The 17,369-nt window shown below is 63.7% G+C and carries 7 protein-coding genes and 2 pseudogenes; 5 read left to right on the top strand and 4 right to left on the bottom strand.

Features of this window, described 5'->3' with window-relative positions; genetic code table 11:
• Positions 1 to 105: 105 nt before the first annotated feature.
• Positions 106 to 543, bottom strand: a pseudogene (locus ABRA89_RS20455) (MHYT domain-containing protein); the annotation flags it as partial.
• Between the two features lie 350 nt (positions 544 to 893).
• Positions 894 to 1,508: a TetR family transcriptional regulator gene (locus ABRA89_RS17230; protein WP_349942732.1), complete on the bottom strand. Its 615-nt coding sequence runs from the start codon at positions 1,506 to 1,508 to the stop codon at positions 894 to 896.
• An 88-nt stretch (positions 1,509 to 1,596) separates the two neighbouring features.
• Between ABRA89_RS17230 and ABRA89_RS17225 the strand changes: the two are divergent.
• The 5 genes and pseudogenes from ABRA89_RS17225 to pbpC form a co-directional block, all read left to right on the top strand.
• Positions 1,597 to 2,763 (top strand): annotated as a pseudogene (locus tag ABRA89_RS17225) (efflux RND transporter periplasmic adaptor subunit); the annotation flags it as partial.
• 251 nt (positions 2,764 to 3,014) lie between these two features.
• Positions 3,015 to 6,182 (top strand): efflux RND transporter permease subunit, encoded by a 3,168-nt coding sequence (locus ABRA89_RS17220; protein ID WP_349942730.1) that lies wholly within the window; start codon positions 3,015 to 3,017, stop codon positions 6,180 to 6,182.
• A 214-nt stretch (positions 6,183 to 6,396) separates the two neighbouring features.
• Entirely contained in the window at positions 6,397 to 7,173 is a 777-nt protein-coding gene (locus tag ABRA89_RS17215; RefSeq protein ID WP_349942729.1) for an SDR family oxidoreductase, read from the top strand.
• A gap of 75 nt (positions 7,174 to 7,248) precedes the next feature.
• Positions 7,249 to 12,795: an alpha-2-macroglobulin family protein gene (locus tag ABRA89_RS17210; RefSeq protein ID WP_349942728.1), complete on the top strand. Its 5,547-nt coding sequence runs from the start codon at positions 7,249 to 7,251 to the stop codon at positions 12,793 to 12,795.
• Complete coding sequence (gene pbpC, locus ABRA89_RS17205) at positions 12,792 to 14,951, top strand: penicillin-binding protein 1C (protein WP_349942727.1); 2,160 nt, start codon at positions 12,792 to 12,794, stop codon at positions 14,949 to 14,951. Before ABRA89_RS17210 ends, pbpC begins: the two co-directional genes overlap by 4 nt.
• A gap of 108 nt (positions 14,952 to 15,059) precedes the next feature.
• On the opposite strand, the gene rpsP is transcribed toward pbpC, so the two are convergent.
• Positions 15,060 to 15,482, bottom strand: a complete 423-nt coding sequence (gene rpsP, locus ABRA89_RS17200; protein ID WP_349942726.1) for a 30S ribosomal protein S16 — start codon at positions 15,480 to 15,482, stop codon at positions 15,060 to 15,062.
• 88 nt (positions 15,483 to 15,570) lie between these two features.
• On the bottom strand, positions 15,571 to 17,142 hold the full coding sequence (ffh, locus tag ABRA89_RS17195; RefSeq protein WP_349942725.1) for a signal recognition particle protein: 1,572 nt from the start codon (positions 17,140 to 17,142) through the stop codon (positions 15,571 to 15,573).
• Positions 17,143 to 17,369: the final 227 nt, after the last annotated feature.

Below are 17,369 nucleotides of genomic sequence, written 5' to 3'. Positions count from 1 at the left end.
CGGGTCGACGGTGAAAGCCTCCATCGCCGTGAAGTGCAGAAAAACGATCGCAAGGACAAGCGACAATACAGCCGCATTGCCTGTGCGCAGCAAGGCCGGCGATTTTCCGCCGGTCATGAAATAGGCCGTCAGGGTCGAAAAGCCGATCGAGGCAAGGATCGAAGCGATAATATACGAGCCATTCCAGCTGACGATGCCGTCGACGCGGTAGGCGAACATACCGACGAAATGCATCGCCGCGATGGAAAGACCCAGCGATGCCCCGCCGACATAGCGCGCGATCGACTTGCTTTTGTGACAGGTCATCGCGACTGCGGCAAAGGTTCCGAAAATGGCAATGACGATCGAGATGATCGTCAGCTTCGGATCGAAGGTCACCGGAATCGGCGTTTCATAGCCGAGCATGGCGATGAAATGGGTCGCCCAGATCGACGAACCGCCAGTGACACCCGTCAGAAAGCACCAGTGGAAGCGGTTACGCTTCTGTGCGGTTACCGCTGACCGCCAGAGCCGGATCGTCGCGATCGATCCGACCACGCACATCGTTGCCGCAAGCAGAACGAGGAAAAGATTGTGTTCCGTAAAGATGCAGCTGACGACAGGCACGGAGACCTCAAAGAGTGACAAGGCAATTCGTTGGGTAGTCTGTCGTTAAAACACTATACGTTTCTTAACAAACGATATGAGAGAAACTTCGAGAGACGCCGCCAAGTTGTCGCACCCTGAAAAATAGAGAGTGCCATTGCAAAGCTTTCAGGCTCGAATTGACAGCAAAAATTAAATTCCGCTATCTCTGCGGACATATTTTGATGAATTTTTGCGCGCTGGATGACATCCAAGAATGTTAGTCGACTTCAAGTAATTCCTGCATGAAACGTTTAATGACCGGGCCATTAGCGTCTGTCGATATGATCCGAGACAAGTCTCGCCAGCAACCGGCTTCCCACGTCTACGAGATCGAACGAGCGCTCCGACTTCAGCCATTCGTTGATCAGACCGCTGACAGCACAGAAGTAGCCGGACGCGATCGCTCGCGCGCTGCAATGCGCCATGCCATCCTGGCGATTGGCCAGGGCGCGATCGAAGATGCGGGCGATCTCGGCGCGCATGTGTTCGTCGGCACTCTCACGCCGCGCCATCGCCGGTTGCATCTCTCCGACATATTCGCAGCGGAACATGAGGATGGTCATGACCTTCTGGGTTCGCTCGTCGGAGGCCAGAAACGACAAGGCTTCGACGGTCGTGTCGTATAGCTCGCGAACCGAGGCCGGCTCGGCCCGCTCGTTATGGAAAAAGGCCTCCTGCGGCAGCCGCGCGCGATCGACCATGTCGCGAAAGAGGTCCAGTTTGTTTACGAAATGCCAGTATATTGCGCCGCGCGTCATGCCAGCGGCCGCAGCGATCTGCGAGAGTGACGTTCCCGCAACGCCCTTTTCGTAGAACAGATTTTCCGCAGCGTCCAAGATCGCCTCACGCGTTTCTGCAGCTTCGTCTTTCGTGCGGCGCATGGCAGCCTCCTTGCCCACCAACATTCATGTATGTATGTATCTTGCAATGCAACAAAATTGCGGCATCCCGACCAGGAAAAATGTGCCCATGTACGGATTCGGAAAATCAATCGGCCTTGCGGCACTGGCCGTGCCCTTTCTCGCCTTCGCCAGCACCGCGTTCGCGCAGGGCGGCGGTCAGCAGCCGCCTCCGGGCGTGACGGTGGAGACGGTTGCCACACAGACGCTTCCCGTAACCTACGAATATGCCGGACGTGTCGCGGCATCACGCGAGGTTCAGGTCCGGGCCCGTGTCGGCGGCATCCTGCTCGAACGTGACTTCGACGAGGGCTCGCGCGTTGCCGAGGGCGATCTCCTGTTCCGGATCGATCCCGCGACCTACGAGGCCGAAGTCGCGCTCGCGCGCGCCCAGGTAGTGGAAGCTGAGGCCAATCTCAGGCAGGCACGTCGGAGCGAGGAGCGTGCGCGCACTCTCGCTCAGCGCGGCGCGTCTTCTCAGGCCAATCTCGACGACGCCGTTTCCGCGCGACAGCTCGCAGAGGCGCGGGTCGAGGCGGCGGGGGCGCAATTGCGGAGCGCCGAACTGCAGTTGGACTATGCGACGGTGGAAGCACCCGTCAGCGGTATTACAAGCCTGGAACAGGTGCCGGAAGGCAGCCTCCTTCAGACAGGCGACCTGCTGACGCGGATCGACCAGCTCGACCCGATCAACGTGAACTTTTCCGCCGCAGACACCGAAGCTCAATCTATCCGCGAACTCATCGAAAGCGGCACACTGCAAGGGGCGAGCGGGCCCAGCGACCTGAAGGTATCGATCCTCTTCGGCGACGGCACCACCTACGGCAAAAGCGGCACGATCGACTTCACCTCGACGACGATCGACACGCAGACGGGCACGATCCTCTCGCGGGCCGTCCTGCCGAACCCGGACCAGCGACTACTGCCGGGCCAGTTCGTCCGGCTGGTACTCGAGGGGCTTTCGGTCGAGGATGCGATCGTCCTGCCGACGGAGGCCCTGATGCAGGGGCCACAGGGTACGTTCGTCTACACGCTTGGAGATGAGAATGTCGCCGAAGTTCGGCCGGTCTCTGTCGCCCGTGAACTCGACGGCGCGCTTCTGATTTCCGAAGGGCTCAAAGAGGGCGACAAAGTCGTCACCAAGGGCGTCGTGAAGGTGCGGCCCGGCTCGCCGGTAGATCCGCAACCCGCTGGCGAGCAGGCGGAGGAAGGCGACGCCACCGCGGAAGACAGCGGCAATGACGCTGCCGAACCGGGAGAAGCGGCCCCTCAGGCCGAAGCCGGTAGTGAAGAAAGCGGCGAAGCCGAGACACCGGACAATTCTGATTCCACGCAATCCTCTTCCGATACGGAGAGCCAGGAAACGGCTCGGCTCGCAGCACCGCCGGTTCCGAAAACCGCCCTCCCCGACAGCGAAGCGGCGCGTGCCGCCCAGGACAATCCCCTGCCAAAACAAACGGCGGGCCGCGAACGTGCGGAGCTTATCGAATGAATTCGCGCTTCTTTGTCGACCGCCCGATCTTTGCCGCCGTCATCTCGATCCTGATCCTGTTGGGTGGGGTGCTGTCGCTCACCTCGCTGCCGATCGAGCAGTATCCGCAACTCGTGCCGCCACAGGTGCAGGTGCGCGCGACCTATCCCGGCGCCTCCGCCGAAACCATCGCCCAGACCGTGTCGGCGCCGATCGAGCAGCAGATCAACGGCGTCGAGGACATGCTCTATATGCAGTCCACGAACTCCTCGACTGGAACGGCGACGATCACAGTCACCTTCGCAGCGGGCACTGACCCGGATCAGGCGACGATCAACGTCAACAACCGCGTGCAGCAGGCGACGGCCTCACTTCCCGAGCAGGTGCAGCGGCTCGGCGTCACGGTGTCGAAGCAGAACTCGTCGATCCTCGCCGTCCTGACCATGTCGTCGAACGACCCGCGCTACGATGCGACCTATGTGTCGAACTACACGCTCTTGAACGTCCTCGACGAGCTGAAGCGCCTGCCGGGCATCGGTCAGGCCCAGCTCTTCGGCGCTCGCGACTATTCCATGCGCATCTGGCTGAGGCCGGACGCGCTCGCCCAATATGGCCTGACGCCGGGCGACGTCGCCGACGCGATCCGCGATCAGAACGCACAGTTCGCCGCCGGCCAGTTCGGCGCGGAGCCGAACAATTCCGATCTCGCCTTCACCTATTCCGTCACGACGGCCGGGCGTCTGCCCGATGCGGAAGCCTTCGAGAACATCATCCTGCGCTCGGACGAGAACGGATCGTCGCTCCTTCTGAAGGATGTGGCCCGCGTCGAACTCGGCGCTCAGGACTACGGCTTCAACGGTACCTATAACGGCACACAGGCCGTGCCGATCGGCATTTATCTCCAGCCGGGTGCCAACGCGCTCGACACGCTGGCGGTCACACGCGAGCGGATGGACGAGCTCTCCAAGTCCTTCCCGGACGGGATCAGCTATGCCGTTCCCTACGACACGACGAAGTTCATCGAAGCCTCGATCGAAGAGGTGATCATGACCTTCATCGAGGCGATGATCCTGGTCTTCCTGGTCGTCTATCTCTTCCTGCAATCCTTCCGCGCGACGCTGATCCCGATGCTTGCGGTGCCGGTCTCTATCATCGGCACCTTCGGCGTTCTTCTGGCGCTCGGCTTCTCGATCAACCTTCTGACGCTGTTCGGCCTGGTGCTCGCCATCGGTATCGTCGTCGACGACGCCATCGTGGTGCTCGAGAATGTCGAGCGCATCATGACCACGGAAGGGCTGCCCCCGAAGGAGGCGACCGCCAAGGCGATGGGCGAGGTCGCGGGGCCGGTCATCGCAATCGTGCTCGTCCTCTGCGCCGTCTTCATTCCGGTCGCCTTCCTTGGCGGGCTCGCCGGAACGATGTACCGCCAGTTCGCCGTTACCATCGCCGTTTCGGTCTCGATCTCCGGTATCGTCGCGCTTTCGCTGACCCCGGCCCTGTGCAGCGTGCTCCTGACGAACAAGCACTCGAAGCCGTTCCTGCCCTTCCGCTGGTTCAATGCCGCTTTCGACAAATTGACGGCCGGCTATGGCGCGGGTGTCGCCTTCATCATGCGCCGGACGTTCCTGGCACTTCTCATCTTCGGCGGACTGATCGGGGGCTCTTACTACTTCTTCCAGACCATCCCAGGCTCTCTGGTTCCGGATGAAGACCAGGGCGTCAACTTCGTCGTCGCGATCCTGCCTCCGGCCGCGTCCCTCTCCCGCACGACGGAGGTTATGGACAAGGTCTACGAGAACCTTTCGCAGCATCCGGCGGTGGAAGACGTGACAGCGTTCGCCGGCTTCGATCTTCTGTCCGGCTCTCAGAAATCTTCGGCCGGCGTTGCCTTCGTCTCGCTGAAGGACTGGTCGGAACGCACCGATCCCGCGCTCGACGCGCGCAATCTCGTCGGTCCCTTCATCGGTATGAATGCGGGCATTCAGGACGCAATGGTGCTCTCCTTCAACCCGCCGCCCATTCAAGGCCTCTCGACCACGGGCGGTTTCGACCTCTTCGTACAGGACCGCCGCGGCGCCGGAACGCAAGACCTCCTCGAAGCGACGAACGCGCTCGTCGCCGCCGCCTCCGAGCGGCCGGAGCTTGCCGGTGTCCGGACAACGTTCTCGGCGAGCGTCCCACAATACGAGGTGGAAGTCGACCGGCAGAAGGCCAAAGCGCTGAACGTGCCGATTTCGTCGATCTTTCAGACGATGCAATCCACCTTCGGCTCGCTCTACGTGAACGACTTCACCCTTCTCGGGCGCAATTTCCGCGTTTCGCTCCAGTCGGAGGCCGATTTCCGCGAAAAGCCGGACGATCTGCGCTTCGTCTACGTGCAAGCCTCGAATGGCGCGATGATTCCTCTCGACACGCTTCTCAACGTCAAGCGCGTCATCGGCCCCGATCTTCTGGAGCGCTACAACGCGTTCACGTCGGCCAAGATCTCGGGTAATCCCGCGCCCGGATTCTCGTCGGGTCAGGCGCTGGCGGCGATGCAGGCGGTGGCGGCCGAGACGCTGCCCGAGGGCTACGACATCGCCTGGACCGGCTCGGCCTATCAGGAGATATCGTCCGGCGGCACTGGGCTTGTCGCCATCGGCTTCGGCATCCTGATGGTGTTCCTGATCCTCGCGGCCCAATACGAGCGCTGGTCGCTGCCGATCGCCGTTTTGCTGGCCGTGCCTTTCGCCATGTTCGGGGCGCTGCTCGCGATCTTCCTGCGCGGGATCGACAACGACGTCTATTTCCAGATCGGACTCGTTACGCTTGTGGGGCTTGCGGCTAAGAACGCGATCCTGATCGTGGAATTCGCCGTCCTGAAACGCGAGGAAGGTATGAGCGCGTTCGACGCCGCGCTTGAAGGCGCCAAGCTGCGTTTCCGGCCGATCGTGATGACCTCGCTTGCCTTTATCCTTGGCGTCGTACCGCTGGCGATCTCGACCGGCGCAGGCTCGGCCTCGCGTCACTCGATCGGAACCGGCGTCATCGGCGGGATGCTGTTCGCGACCTTCGTCGCGATTTTCTTCATTCCGCTCTTCTACAAGCTGCTTTCACCAAGCGATAAGGCGATGGCGAAGCAGCGGGAAGCCGAGAAGCGCGGCGGCGAAGGCGGCAGCCAGGAAGCGCTCTCTCCGGCTGAATGACGGTCGTGAGAATGGGACGAGCCGGGCGGATTTCCTAGAACCCGCCCGGCTCGTCCTGTTCCGTCAGCTATCGATGCCTCTTCAGGCGATCGACGCCGCGATCGACACGTTTCCATTCGGCCATAGATGATGGGGACAACCGAGCGCGGCACGATAATGCCGCGCGATCCGATATGAACCACCGCAAGCCCGAACTCTGAGAAAGCACCTCACCATGGCCGACACCGCAAACCCGCTGTTCGATATCACTGGGAAGACAGCGCTTGTCACCGGTTCTTCGCGCGGTCTAGGCCGTGCGATCGCGGAAGGATTGGGTGATGCTGGCGCCAAGTTGATCGTCAACGGTCGGGATGGGGAGAAGCTGAAACCGGTCGCTCAGGAGATGCGGGAACGTGGCTACGAGGTGATCGAAGCGCCCTTCGACGTGACTGACGAGGCGGGCGTCGAAGCGGCTTTCGAACGCTTCGATAACGACGGCATCGCCGTCGACATCCTCGTCAACAATGCCGGCATCCAGCATCGCCAGCCGCTCGTCGAGCTGAAGCTCGCCGACTGGCAGCGGGTGATCGATACCAACCTCACCGCGGCCTTTCTCGTCGGGCGCGAGGCTGCTCGGCGCATGATCCCGCGCGGGGCAGGCAAGGTCATCAATATCGGATCGCTGCTCAGCGAGGTCGCCCGGGCGACGATCGCCCCCTATACGTCTGCCAAGGGCGGCATCAAGCTTCTGACTAAGAACATGGCTGCCGAATGGGCACAGCATGGTATCCAGGCGAATGGGATCGGCCCTGGCTACATGCTGACGGAGCTGAACGAGGCTCTGGTGAACGACCCGAAATTCAACGAATGGGTCAAGGGCCGCACGCCGGCAGGCCGTTGGGGCGAACCGAAGGAACTCGCGGGCGCCGCCGTCTTCCTCGCCTCTCCGGCTTCCAACTATGTCAACGGCCAGATGCTTTATGTCGATGGCGGAATGCTCTCGGTCCTCTGACAGGTCGAACTTCCGAAAACTTCGTCATCGGCCAAAGTTCCACGAACCAACTTACGTTGGGTTCGATCATCCGATATGCTTCTCCTCGTTCCTCAGGATCGGGAGGCGATGGCGATGCGCTCGGGTGGTTTTCTCGTGGGAGTTTTCGGGTTTTTCGTCCTGCTCCTAGCCCCTTCGGCGAGCATGGCGCAGGACGCATCGGAGCGCCGGGTTGTCGTGACCGAAGGCGCGGATTATTTCGGCGCCGACTACGACGTCCTGCAGGATGTGGACCTCGACCTCTGCACCGCGGCCTGTCTCGGCGATGCGCAGTGCAAGGCCTTCACACTCAACACCCGCTCGAACTGGTGCTTTCTCAAGTCCGATGCCGGCGAATTGCGGACAGTCGAGGGCGCTATCTCAGGTAAGCTGGTCGAAGCGGTCACGATCAGCGAAACCGATGCCGCGGCGCGGGAGGTCAATCTCACATTCGTCGAGCGCTCGGCGATTGATCAGGCCCGGCGTTTCCGCCTGTCGCTGGCCGGCGCCGATCCGCACATCGATGCAGTCGGTCTTTCGGCGGCAGAACTGGTGGACCGGGCGCGCAACGCCGTCGAATCACCGAAGGCTATCTCGGACTACCAGGAAGCTCTGAAGCGCGCGCCGCTCGACGGCGAGGCCTGGGCCGCGGTGGCCAAGGAAGCGATCGAGTACGAGCCGCAGGACTGGCAACAGCGTCAGGCCAATCAGCAGCTGCGGCTCGATGCGGCAATCAACGCCTACCTGACGGCGCCAGGCGAGACCGAAAGCGCCGAAGCGCTCGACCTTCTGGCACGCGCCTATGAGGGCGCTCAAAACTGGCGCTCCGCTATCAAGACATACCGGGAGAGCCTCGCGCTTCAGGAAGCGGGTCCCGTTCGCGACCGTCTCGACACGGTCCTCGACCAGCACGGATTTCGCATTACCGACAACAGCGTCGACAACAACGCCGCGAGCCCGCGCATCTGCCTTCAATTCTCCGATCCGCTTTCCGGCAAGCTGACGCGGTCGGAAAATGTCGGCGACTATCTGGTGATCGAAGGCGGAGAGACGCTTCCCGTGAGCGCCAGCGGTGCGCAGATCTGCGTCGACGGCGTGAAGCATGGCGAGCGCTACCGGATCGTAGCGCGGCCGGCGATCGAGTCCGAAGACGGCGAGACACTGCGCAAGTCGGTCGATACCAGCGTCTATGTGCGCGACCGCGATCCCTTCGCCCGCTTCGAAACACGCGCCTACGTCCTGCCGCGCGGCGGCGAGGCACAAATACCGGTCGTCACCGTCAACACCGACGAGATCGAGGCGCGTCTCCAGCGCATCGGCGAGCGGGCCCTGACGCGGGCGACGAGCGATGCACAGTTCCTGCGGCAGCTCGCGAACTATCAGATCAACACGATTGCCGAGGAAACCGGCGAAGACGTGTGGACCGGCACGGTAGCGGTTCAGTCGAAGACCAACGAAGAGGTGACGACCGCGATCCCCGTCTCGGCCATGGTCGACGACCTGAAGCCCGGCGTCTACGTGCTGTCTGCCCTGCCGAAAAACGTGAAGAGCGAGCCGGATGCACGCGCGACCCTGGGGTTCGTCGTCAGCGTTATCGGGCTGACGACGATCGCCGCCGAGACGGGCTTTCACGTGATCGCCCGTTCTCTCGGCGGAGCGAACCCGGCATCCGGCGTAACGCTGAAGCTTGTCGCACAGAACAACCAGATCCTCGGCGAAGCTGTCACCGACGAGAGCGGCCATGCGCGCTTTTCCAAGGGTCTGATCGCCGGCACCGGCGGCGACCGCCCCGCTCTGCTGACCGCCGAGAAGCCCGCCTCCGGCGAAGAAGCAGCGGATTTCGTCTTCCTCGATATGACGCAGTCAGCCTTCGATCTCACTGATCGCGGCGTAGACGGGCGCGCGCCGGCTGGTCCGGTCGATGTCTTCGTCACGCCCGATCGCGGCATCTATCGTACTGGAGAAATCGCCCATTTCACCGGCCTCATGCGCGACTCGAAGGGCGCCGCGCTAGAGCGGCTTTCGCTGACGGCCATCACAACGCGACCCGATGGTGTCGAGCATGAGCGCACACTGGTTCGCGACCAAGGTGCGGGCGGTTTTGTCTACGATCTCGAGCTACCCGACGGGGCCATGCGTGGGCTCTGGAAGGTCGCGCTCCACACCGATCCCAAGAAGACCGCACTCGCTGAGAGTAGCGTCCTCGTCGAGGATTTTCTTCCCGAGAAGATTGACTTCGAACTGAAAAGCGAGGCGACGGCCTTTGACCCGGCGAACCCGGCTCCGGTGTCAATCGATGCCCGCTATCTGTTCGGAGCACCGGCGAGCGACCTCAACGTTGGCGGCGAAGCCGTGGTCACGTCTTCGGCGTCGATCGATGCCTATCCGGGCTATGTCTTCGGCCTCGCCGACGATGATCCCACTGTGCTGCGCCTTCCCTTCGAGGAAGCGACGACCGATGCGGACGGTGAGGCGACACTGAATCTGTCGAGTTTCGATCCGCCCTCGACGACCAAGCCGCTTTCGGCGAGCCTAGTAGCGCGCGTGATAGACACGGACGGACGGCCGGTCGAACGTGACGTCGACCTGCCGGTCGCTGGAGCTTCTGCCCGGATCGGCATCAAGCCCCGCTTCGATGGTACCGTGCCGGACGATGCGGAGGCCGGCTTCGACGTGATCGCCATCGATGCGGATAACCGGCGCGCCGAAGCAACCGATATCCAATGGGTGTTGAACCGTATCGAGACCGATTTCCAGTGGTACGTCTCCGGCGGACGCTGGAATTACGAGCCGGTGGAACGCTCAACGCGCATCGCGAGCGGCGAAGCCACGATTTCCGCCGATGATGTTATGTCACTTAATCTGCCGGTCGAATGGGGACAGTACGAACTGAACGTGACCGACCCATCCGGCGCTGCGCTGCCGGCGAGCGTTTCCTTCGAGGCGGGCTGGGCGATCGCCTCGACGTCACTCGATACGCCGGAGGCCGCGCGGGTCCTCCTCGACAAGCCGTCCTATGAAGTAGGCGACACGGCGAAGGTTCATATCGAGCCGCGTTTTGCCGGAACCGCGGAAATCTTGGTGATGGACGAGCGTGTGATTGCCCGGACGACCGCCGAAATCGATGCCGACGGCGGCGACGTGTCGCTCGACGTCACCGAGGAGTGGGGCGCCGGCGCCTATGTGATGGCGATTATCTACCGGCCGATGGACCTTGCGGCGAAGCGTATGCCGGGCCGGGCCATCGGCCTTGCCCATGCCAAGGTCGAGCCGGGAGAGCGGTCGCTAGAAGTCTCGCTCAGCGCGCCAGCGGAGACCGAACCGCGCCGCACGGTGGCGGTCGATGTGAAGGTAAACGGCGTTGAAGAAGGCGAGACCGCCTATCTCACGGTCGCGGCCGTCGATACCGGTATCCTCAATATTACGGGCTTCGAGCCGCCCTCGCTGTCGGACCATTATTTCGGCAAGCGCCGACTGGGGGCCGAAGTCCGCGATCTCTATTCCAAACTGATCGACCGTATGCAGGGCGCGCCCGGCGCTGTGCGTTCCGGCGGAGATGCCAGTGGCGGCTATGAGTCGCCGCCCCCGATGGACGATCTCGTTTCCCTGTTCTCAGGCCATGTTCAGGTCGGGCCTGACGATAGGGCGAAGGTCGAATTCGACGTGCCGGACTTCAACGGCGAACTGACCGTGATGGCACTCGCCTGGACGAAGTCCGGCGTCGGCGAGGCGAACACCAAGATCCTCGTCCGCGATCCGCTCGTGATGGCGGTGAGCCGGCCGCTCTTCCTTGCGCCAGGCGATCTCTCGCGGATTGCGGTGGACGTCACCCATGTCGAGGGGCCGACAGGCACTGTGAAGCTCGCCCTCGAAGGTGGCGGCGAAATCGTCCAGCTCGGCATGAGCGGAAGCGAAATCGGTGCAAAGGAGGACGTCGAGATCGGCGAGGGCGAACGCAAGCGCATGTCGGTTCCGATCCGCGCCGGCGAGATCGGGACCGCCGATTTGCTCCTCACCGCCGAATTGCCGGGCGGCGAACGCCTCGAAAAGCGCTTTTCTCTCGATGTGCGCTCCAATGCGCCGGAGGAAGTGGACAAGAGTCGCGTGACGCTGGCGGCAAACGGCGGCGGCCTGTCGCTCGATCCAAACCTCTTCGCCGACTTCGTGCCGGGCACGGCCTCCGCGACGGTGAGCATCACGGGCGCTGCCGAATTCGATGTCGCTGGCGTCGTGCGTGCGCTCGATCTCTACCCCTATGGCTGCACCGAGCAGATCACGAGCCGCGCGATGCCGCTCGTCTATCTCGACGCGACCATTCTCGCCGCGGGCCTCGGCCGCACCGAGGACGTGAAGGAGCGGGTCGATGCCGCGATCTCCGGTGTTCTCGCCAATCAGGCCGCGAACGGCGCCTTCGGCCTCTGGGGCCCAGGCAGCGGAGACCTCTGGCTCGATTCCTATGTCACCGACTTCCTGACCCGCGCGAGGGAGGCGGGCTATTCGGTGCCGGACGAGGCGTTCATGCTTGCGCTGGACAATCTGCGCAACAATCTCGCCTATCTGCCGGATAGACCAGACTTCGGGCCGGTCGCCTATGCCTATTATGTACTGGCGCGGAACGGCCGCGCGGCAGTCGGCGATCTGCGCTATTTCGCCGACAACGAACTGACGAATTTCCCGGCGCTCGCCAAAGGCCAGATGGCCGCCGCCCTCGCCTTCTACGGCGACCGGACGCGGGCCGAGAGCGTTTTCCGCGCCGCAATCGAGGACGCGACAGACGCAGCGACCGATCCCGCTCGCTATTCTACCTATGGGTCGTCCTTGCGTGACGGCGCGGCGGTGCTGACCCTCGGCCTGGAATCCGGCGTCGACGGGTTCGACGTTTCGCCTCTCGTGCAACAGGTGAATGCCGGACGGCTTTCCCAGCGCTACACGAGCACGCAGGAAGACGCCTGGTCGCTGCTTGCCGCGCACGCCCTTCTCGATCGCCAACCACCGCAGCTGACAGTGGCCGGCCGGAATGTCGACGGTCCTTTCGCGGAAACCTATGAAGCCCGCGACCTGATGCGTGGCCTCGATGTTGCCAATCGCGGTGCCCAGCCGATCACGGCTGAAGTCACTTTGCGCGGCACGCCGACCATCGCTCCGCCCGCCTCGGTGGATGGATACGAGATCAGGCGCAACGCCTACACGTTGGAGGGCGAACCGGCCAATCCCGCCGAGATCGGCCAGGGCGACCGGCTGGTCTTCGTCGTCGAGGTAACGCCGATCGATCAGGGGCCCGCGCGCCTGATGATCGACGATCCGCTTCCCGCCGGCTTCGAGATCGACAATCCCTCGATCCTGCGCGGCGGAGACGTCGCGGCGCTCGACTGGCTGGAGATCACGGACCGGGCGGAACACACGGAGTTCCACGCCGACCGCTTTCTCGCGGCCGTCGACCAGGGCGATAACGACACTGCTGTTCGCCGCTTCGCCTATATCGTGCGCGCGGTCTCGCCCGGCGAGTTCGTTCGCCCGGCGGCGCTTGTCCAGAACATGTACGATCCGAGCCGGCGCGGACGGACGGACGAGACCCGCGTCTCGGTGATCGGACCGCTTCGGTGACGGCGGCGAAGGAGCGCCCGGAACGCTGGAAGCGGATCGCGTTCGCAGCGCTTTTCTCCGCGCTCGTCATTCTAGGTGTCGGCATTTGGGGCTGGCTCGCCTTCGAGCGCGCCGTGGAAGCCCGCATCGCGGCGATCGAGGAGCCGCGCACAGGAGTCGAGGTCGTCGACCGTGATGGCGAGCTACTGCGCGCCTTTGCGACCGATGAAGGAACGTGGCGGCTTGCGGCGGACGTTTCCGACGTCGATCCGCGTTTCCTTCGCATGCTCGTCGCCTGGGAAGACAAGCGCTTTGCCGAACACGCTGGCGTCGATCCCCTCGCCTTCCTGCGCGCCGCCTGGCAGTCGCTGACCCATGGCCGGATCGTTTCAGGCGGCTCGACGCTGACCATGCAGGTCGCGCGCATGCTGTCGCGACTGCCGACGGGAAGCGTGGAGGCTAAATTCGAGCAAATCCTCGTCGCGACGGCGCTCGAACGAGTGCGCACGAAGGACGAAATCCTCACCCTTTATCTGCGGCTAGCACCCTATGGCGGCAATCTGGAGGGAGCGCGCGCGGCCTCGCTCGCCTATTTCGGCCGGGAACCGAAGCAGATGACGGCGGCCGAGGCGGCACTCCTTGTCGCCATGCCGCAATCTCCAGAGCGGTTCCGGCCGGACCGACACCCGGAGCGCGCGAAGACGGCCCGGGACCGGGTTCTCGCTCGGATGGAAGAACTCGGCGTGATCGATGGCGACACCGCCGCGCGCGGAATTCGCGAGGCGATGCCGGACGGTCGGGGCGCACTGCCCATGCTCGCCGCTCACGCCGCGCGCCGGTTGCACGCGGCTTCGCCGCAAAGCGATCGCATCCGGCTGACGAGCGATCGCACGATCCAAGAGCGGCTGGAGATCTATGCCAGCGCCAAGGCGAAGACGCTGCGCAAGCCGGTGAGCCTCGCCATCCTCGTCGCGGATGCAAAAACCGGCGAAATCCTCGGCGATGTCGGCTCGCCGGATATGTTCGACCGCGAGCGACAGGGCTTCGTCGATCTCACCCGGGCAAAGCGCTCGCCGGGCTCGACACTCAAACCGCTGATCTACGGCCTCGCCTTCGAGCGCGGTATCGCGCATCCCGAAAGCTTGGTCGACGACTCACCGGCAGGATTTGCCGGCTACAACCCTCAGAACTTCGACAAGACCTTCGAGGGCGTCATCACCGCCCGCAAGGCGCTTCAGCTGTCACGCAATCTGCCAGCGGTCGAACTGTTGAGTGCGGTAGGGCCTGCCCGGCTCGTCTACCGCATGAAGCGCTCGGGCGCCGAGCCGGAGCTGGGCGACCGCTCATTGCCGGGCCTTGCCATCGGACTTGGCGGCATCGGCCTCAGCCTGGAGGACCTCGTCCAGATCTATTGCGGCCTCGCGAATGGCGGCATTGCCATGCCGCTCCAAATCGAAGCGAGCGACGCAATTTCCTTCAGGACGGAAGGGCGGCGAATCCTTTCCACGCAAGCGGCGTGGTATGTTTCGTCGGTTCTCGCAGGCGCGCCTACCACGGCCAAGGGCTCGCCGGGCGAGATCGCGCACAAGACCGGAACCTCTTACGGTTATCGCGACGCCTGGACCATCGGCTATGACGGGAAGCATGTCGTCGGCGTCTGGATGGGCCGGCCGGATGGCGCGCCGGTGAGCGGGCTCGTAGGCGAAGCATCGGCGCTGCCGGTGCTGCGCGATGTCTTCGCCCGGCTCGGTCCCGCCGAGCGGCTCGCAGGGCCGCCCCCCGGGATTCTGGCATCGAGTGGAGGCAGCCTGCCGCCGCCGCTACGCCGCGTCGGACGCGCGGAGACGCTTCTTACATCCGGCCTCGAACCCGAAATCATCTATCCGCCGAACGATGCTCGCATCGAACTCGGTCTTGCCCAAACGGCGATGAGACGCGCGCCGGATGGCAGTGGGGCCACAAACGAGGGAGTGCCCTCGTCTCCCAAGAGTGCCGAGCTTTTCCTGAAAGTGCGCAACGGCAAGCCGCCCTTCACTTGGTTCGTCGACGGCGCACCGGTCGGCCGGGGCACGCTCGAACGCCAGTCGGCGGTGGCGATCGCCGAGCCCGGCTTCCTCGATATCTCCGTCGTCGACGCGGTGGGCGCGGCTGCTCGGACGTCTATCCGGGTGGAGTGATGACCCAGGCAGGTCCTCAGGCATGACGGCCAAAGCGCCAAACGAAAAACGGCGCGAAAGTCTTTCGACCTTCGCGCCGTCATGAGGCTTCGAAGAAACCCCTGAAAATTACTCGGCCGATGCGGCCTCTTCCTCGGCCGGAGCGCTCTCGGCAGCCGCGGCGTCGGCCTTGGCCTGCTCTTCGGCTTCCTTGGCGTCGGCTTCACGCTGCTTGCGCTCGGCTTCGCGCTCCTGCGCCTTCTTGCCGGGCTCGGCCTTCTTCGGGTTCTTGCGCTCGGGGCGGTTGGCGATGCCGGCCTGATCGAGGAAGCGCAGCACGCGGTCGGTCGGCTCGGCACCGTTGGCGAGCCAGTGCTTGATGCGCTCTTCGTTCAGCGTCACGCGGTTGCCGTCCTTCGGCAGCATCGGGTTCCAGGAACCGAGCTGCTCGATGAAGCGGCCGTCACGCGGCGCACGCACGTCGGCGGCGACGATGTGGTAGTAAGGACGCTTCTTCGAGCCGGCGCGGGCAAGGCGAAGTTTCACAGGCATTCTAGTCTTCCTTCTTTCATGGGCGGATCGCTTCGAGCGGCCGCCATTCTTTTGGTTTTGTGGTCAATTCGAACCGGTGGGAGGCCGGCTATTTCTTCTTCCCCGGCAGGCCGGGCAGTCCCGGAATGCCGCCGCCGGAACCCGGCAATCCGGGCAGGCCGCCGGGGCCGCCGATGCCGGGGGGCATCGGGGGCATGCCGGGCGCGCCGCCCTGCTGCATGGCTTTCGCCATCTGCTCGATCTGCTTCGGGTCCATCTTGGAGAGATCGGGCATGCCGCCCATTCCCCCCGGCATGCCGCCGCCCATGCCCATCTTGCCGGCGAGGCCGCCCATCATCTGCTTCATCATGCCGCCTTTGCCCTTCTTCCCCATGGTCTTCATGAGGTCGGCCATCTGACGGTGCATCTTGAGAAGCTTGTTGATCTCGGCGGAATTCGTGCCTGAGCCGGCCGCGATGCGCTTCTTGCGGCTATGCTTGAGGAGGTCGGGATGGGAGCGCTCTTTCGGCGTCATCGAGCCGATGATGGCGAGCTGGCGCTTGAGCATCTTGTCGTCGAGACCGGCCGAAGCCATTTGGTCCTTCATCTTGCCCATGCCGGGCATCATGCCCATCATGCCGCCCATTCCGCCCATGGTCTGCATCTGGCGGATCTGATCGGCGAGATCGTTCAGGTCGAACTTGCCGGCCTGCATTTTCTTGGCCATCGCCGCGGCTTTTTCCGCGTCGATGTTCTCGGCGGCCTTTTCCACCAGCGAGACGATGTCGCCCATGCCGAGGATACGGTCGGCGATGCGCGAGGGATGGAAGTCCTCCAGCGCATCCATCTTCTCGCCAACGCCGATGAGCTTGATCGGCTTGCCGGTGACCGCGCGCATCGAAAGCGCCGCACCACCGCGCCCGTCGCCATCGACGCGGGTCAGCACGATGCCGGTGACGCCGACGCGCTCGTCGAAGGAACGGGCGAGATTGACCGCATCCTGACCGGTGAGGCTGTCGGCGACGAGCAGGATTTCGTGCGGCTTGGTCCGGGCCTTGATGTTGGCCATCTCGACCATCAGCGGCTCGTCGATATGGGTGCGGCCGGCCGTATCCAGGATGACGACGTCGTAGCCGCCGAGGCGTGCGGCCTGTTCGGCGCGCACCGCGATTTCGACAGGGCCCTGCCCGGCGATAATCGGCAAGGTGTCGACGCCCGTCTGCTCGCCAAGGACCTTCAGCTGCTCCTGCGCAGCCGGACGGCGCGTGTCGAGAGAAGCCATCAGCACCTTTTTGCGCTGCTTCTCCTTCAGGCGCTTGGCGATCTTGCCGGTGGTCGTCGTCTTACCCGAGCCCTGAAGGCCGACCATCATCAGCGTGACCGGGGCCGGCGCGTTGAGATCGATCGTGACGCCTTCCGAACCCAGCGTCTCGATCAGCTCGTCATGGACGATCTTGACGACCATCTGGCCGGGCTTGATCGATTTCAGAACCTCGGCGCCGACGGCCTTGGCCCTGATGCGCTCGGTGAATTCGCGCACCACTTCCAGCGCGACGTCGGCCTCCAGCAAGGCACGGCGGACCTCGCGCAGGGCCGCGCTCACATCCTTTTCGGAGAGCGCGCCGCGGCCGGTCAGACCGTTCAGAATGGACCCGAGGCGGTCCTGGAGACTATCGAACATGGTTCACCTTTCCCTGGTCGAAGGACACGTCTTCCGACAAGGTGGCGCGTCCGCCTCCGTCTCGCAAACCCGAATGCGATGGGATAGGCCCATAGCAAAACGCCATCCGCGGGCGAAACTCGCTGGCGGATGGTGACCTCCGGGCGGCTCTTCGGAGAAAGGGGCCCGGTCGGCGGATCTGAAGACGACGATGAACGCGTGAGATCAAACGGGGCTAAAGCACGAGC

This window comes from Fulvimarina thalattae (genome assembly GCF_040239565.1).
Lineage (GTDB): Bacteria > Pseudomonadota > Alphaproteobacteria > Rhizobiales > Rhizobiaceae > Fulvimarina.
Note: the sequence above shows the minus strand (reverse complement) of the source record. Positions and strands in the feature narration are given on the sequence as shown.

Bases quoted from the DNA above. Each gene is read 5' to 3' on its own strand.
- ABRA89_RS17230 (WP_349942732.1), bottom strand. From the start codon at position 1,508: ATGCGCCGCACGAAAGACGAAGCTGCAGAAACGCGTGAGGCGATCTTG.
- ABRA89_RS17210 (WP_349942728.1), top strand. From the start codon at position 7,249: ATGCTTCTCCTCGTTCCTCAGGATCGGGAGGCGATGGCGATGCGCTCG.
- ffh (WP_349942725.1), bottom strand. From the start codon at position 17,142: ATGTTCGATAGTCTCCAGGACCGCCTCGGGTCCATTCTGAACGGTCTG.
- ABRA89_RS17220 (WP_349942730.1), top strand. From the start codon at position 3,015: ATGAATTCGCGCTTCTTTGTCGACCGCCCGATCTTTGCCGCCGTCATC.
- ABRA89_RS17215 (WP_349942729.1), top strand. From the start codon at position 6,397: ATGGCCGACACCGCAAACCCGCTGTTCGATATCACTGGGAAGACAGCG.
- rpsP (WP_349942726.1), bottom strand. From the start codon at position 15,482: ATGCCTGTGAAACTTCGCCTTGCCCGCGCCGGCTCGAAGAAGCGTCCT.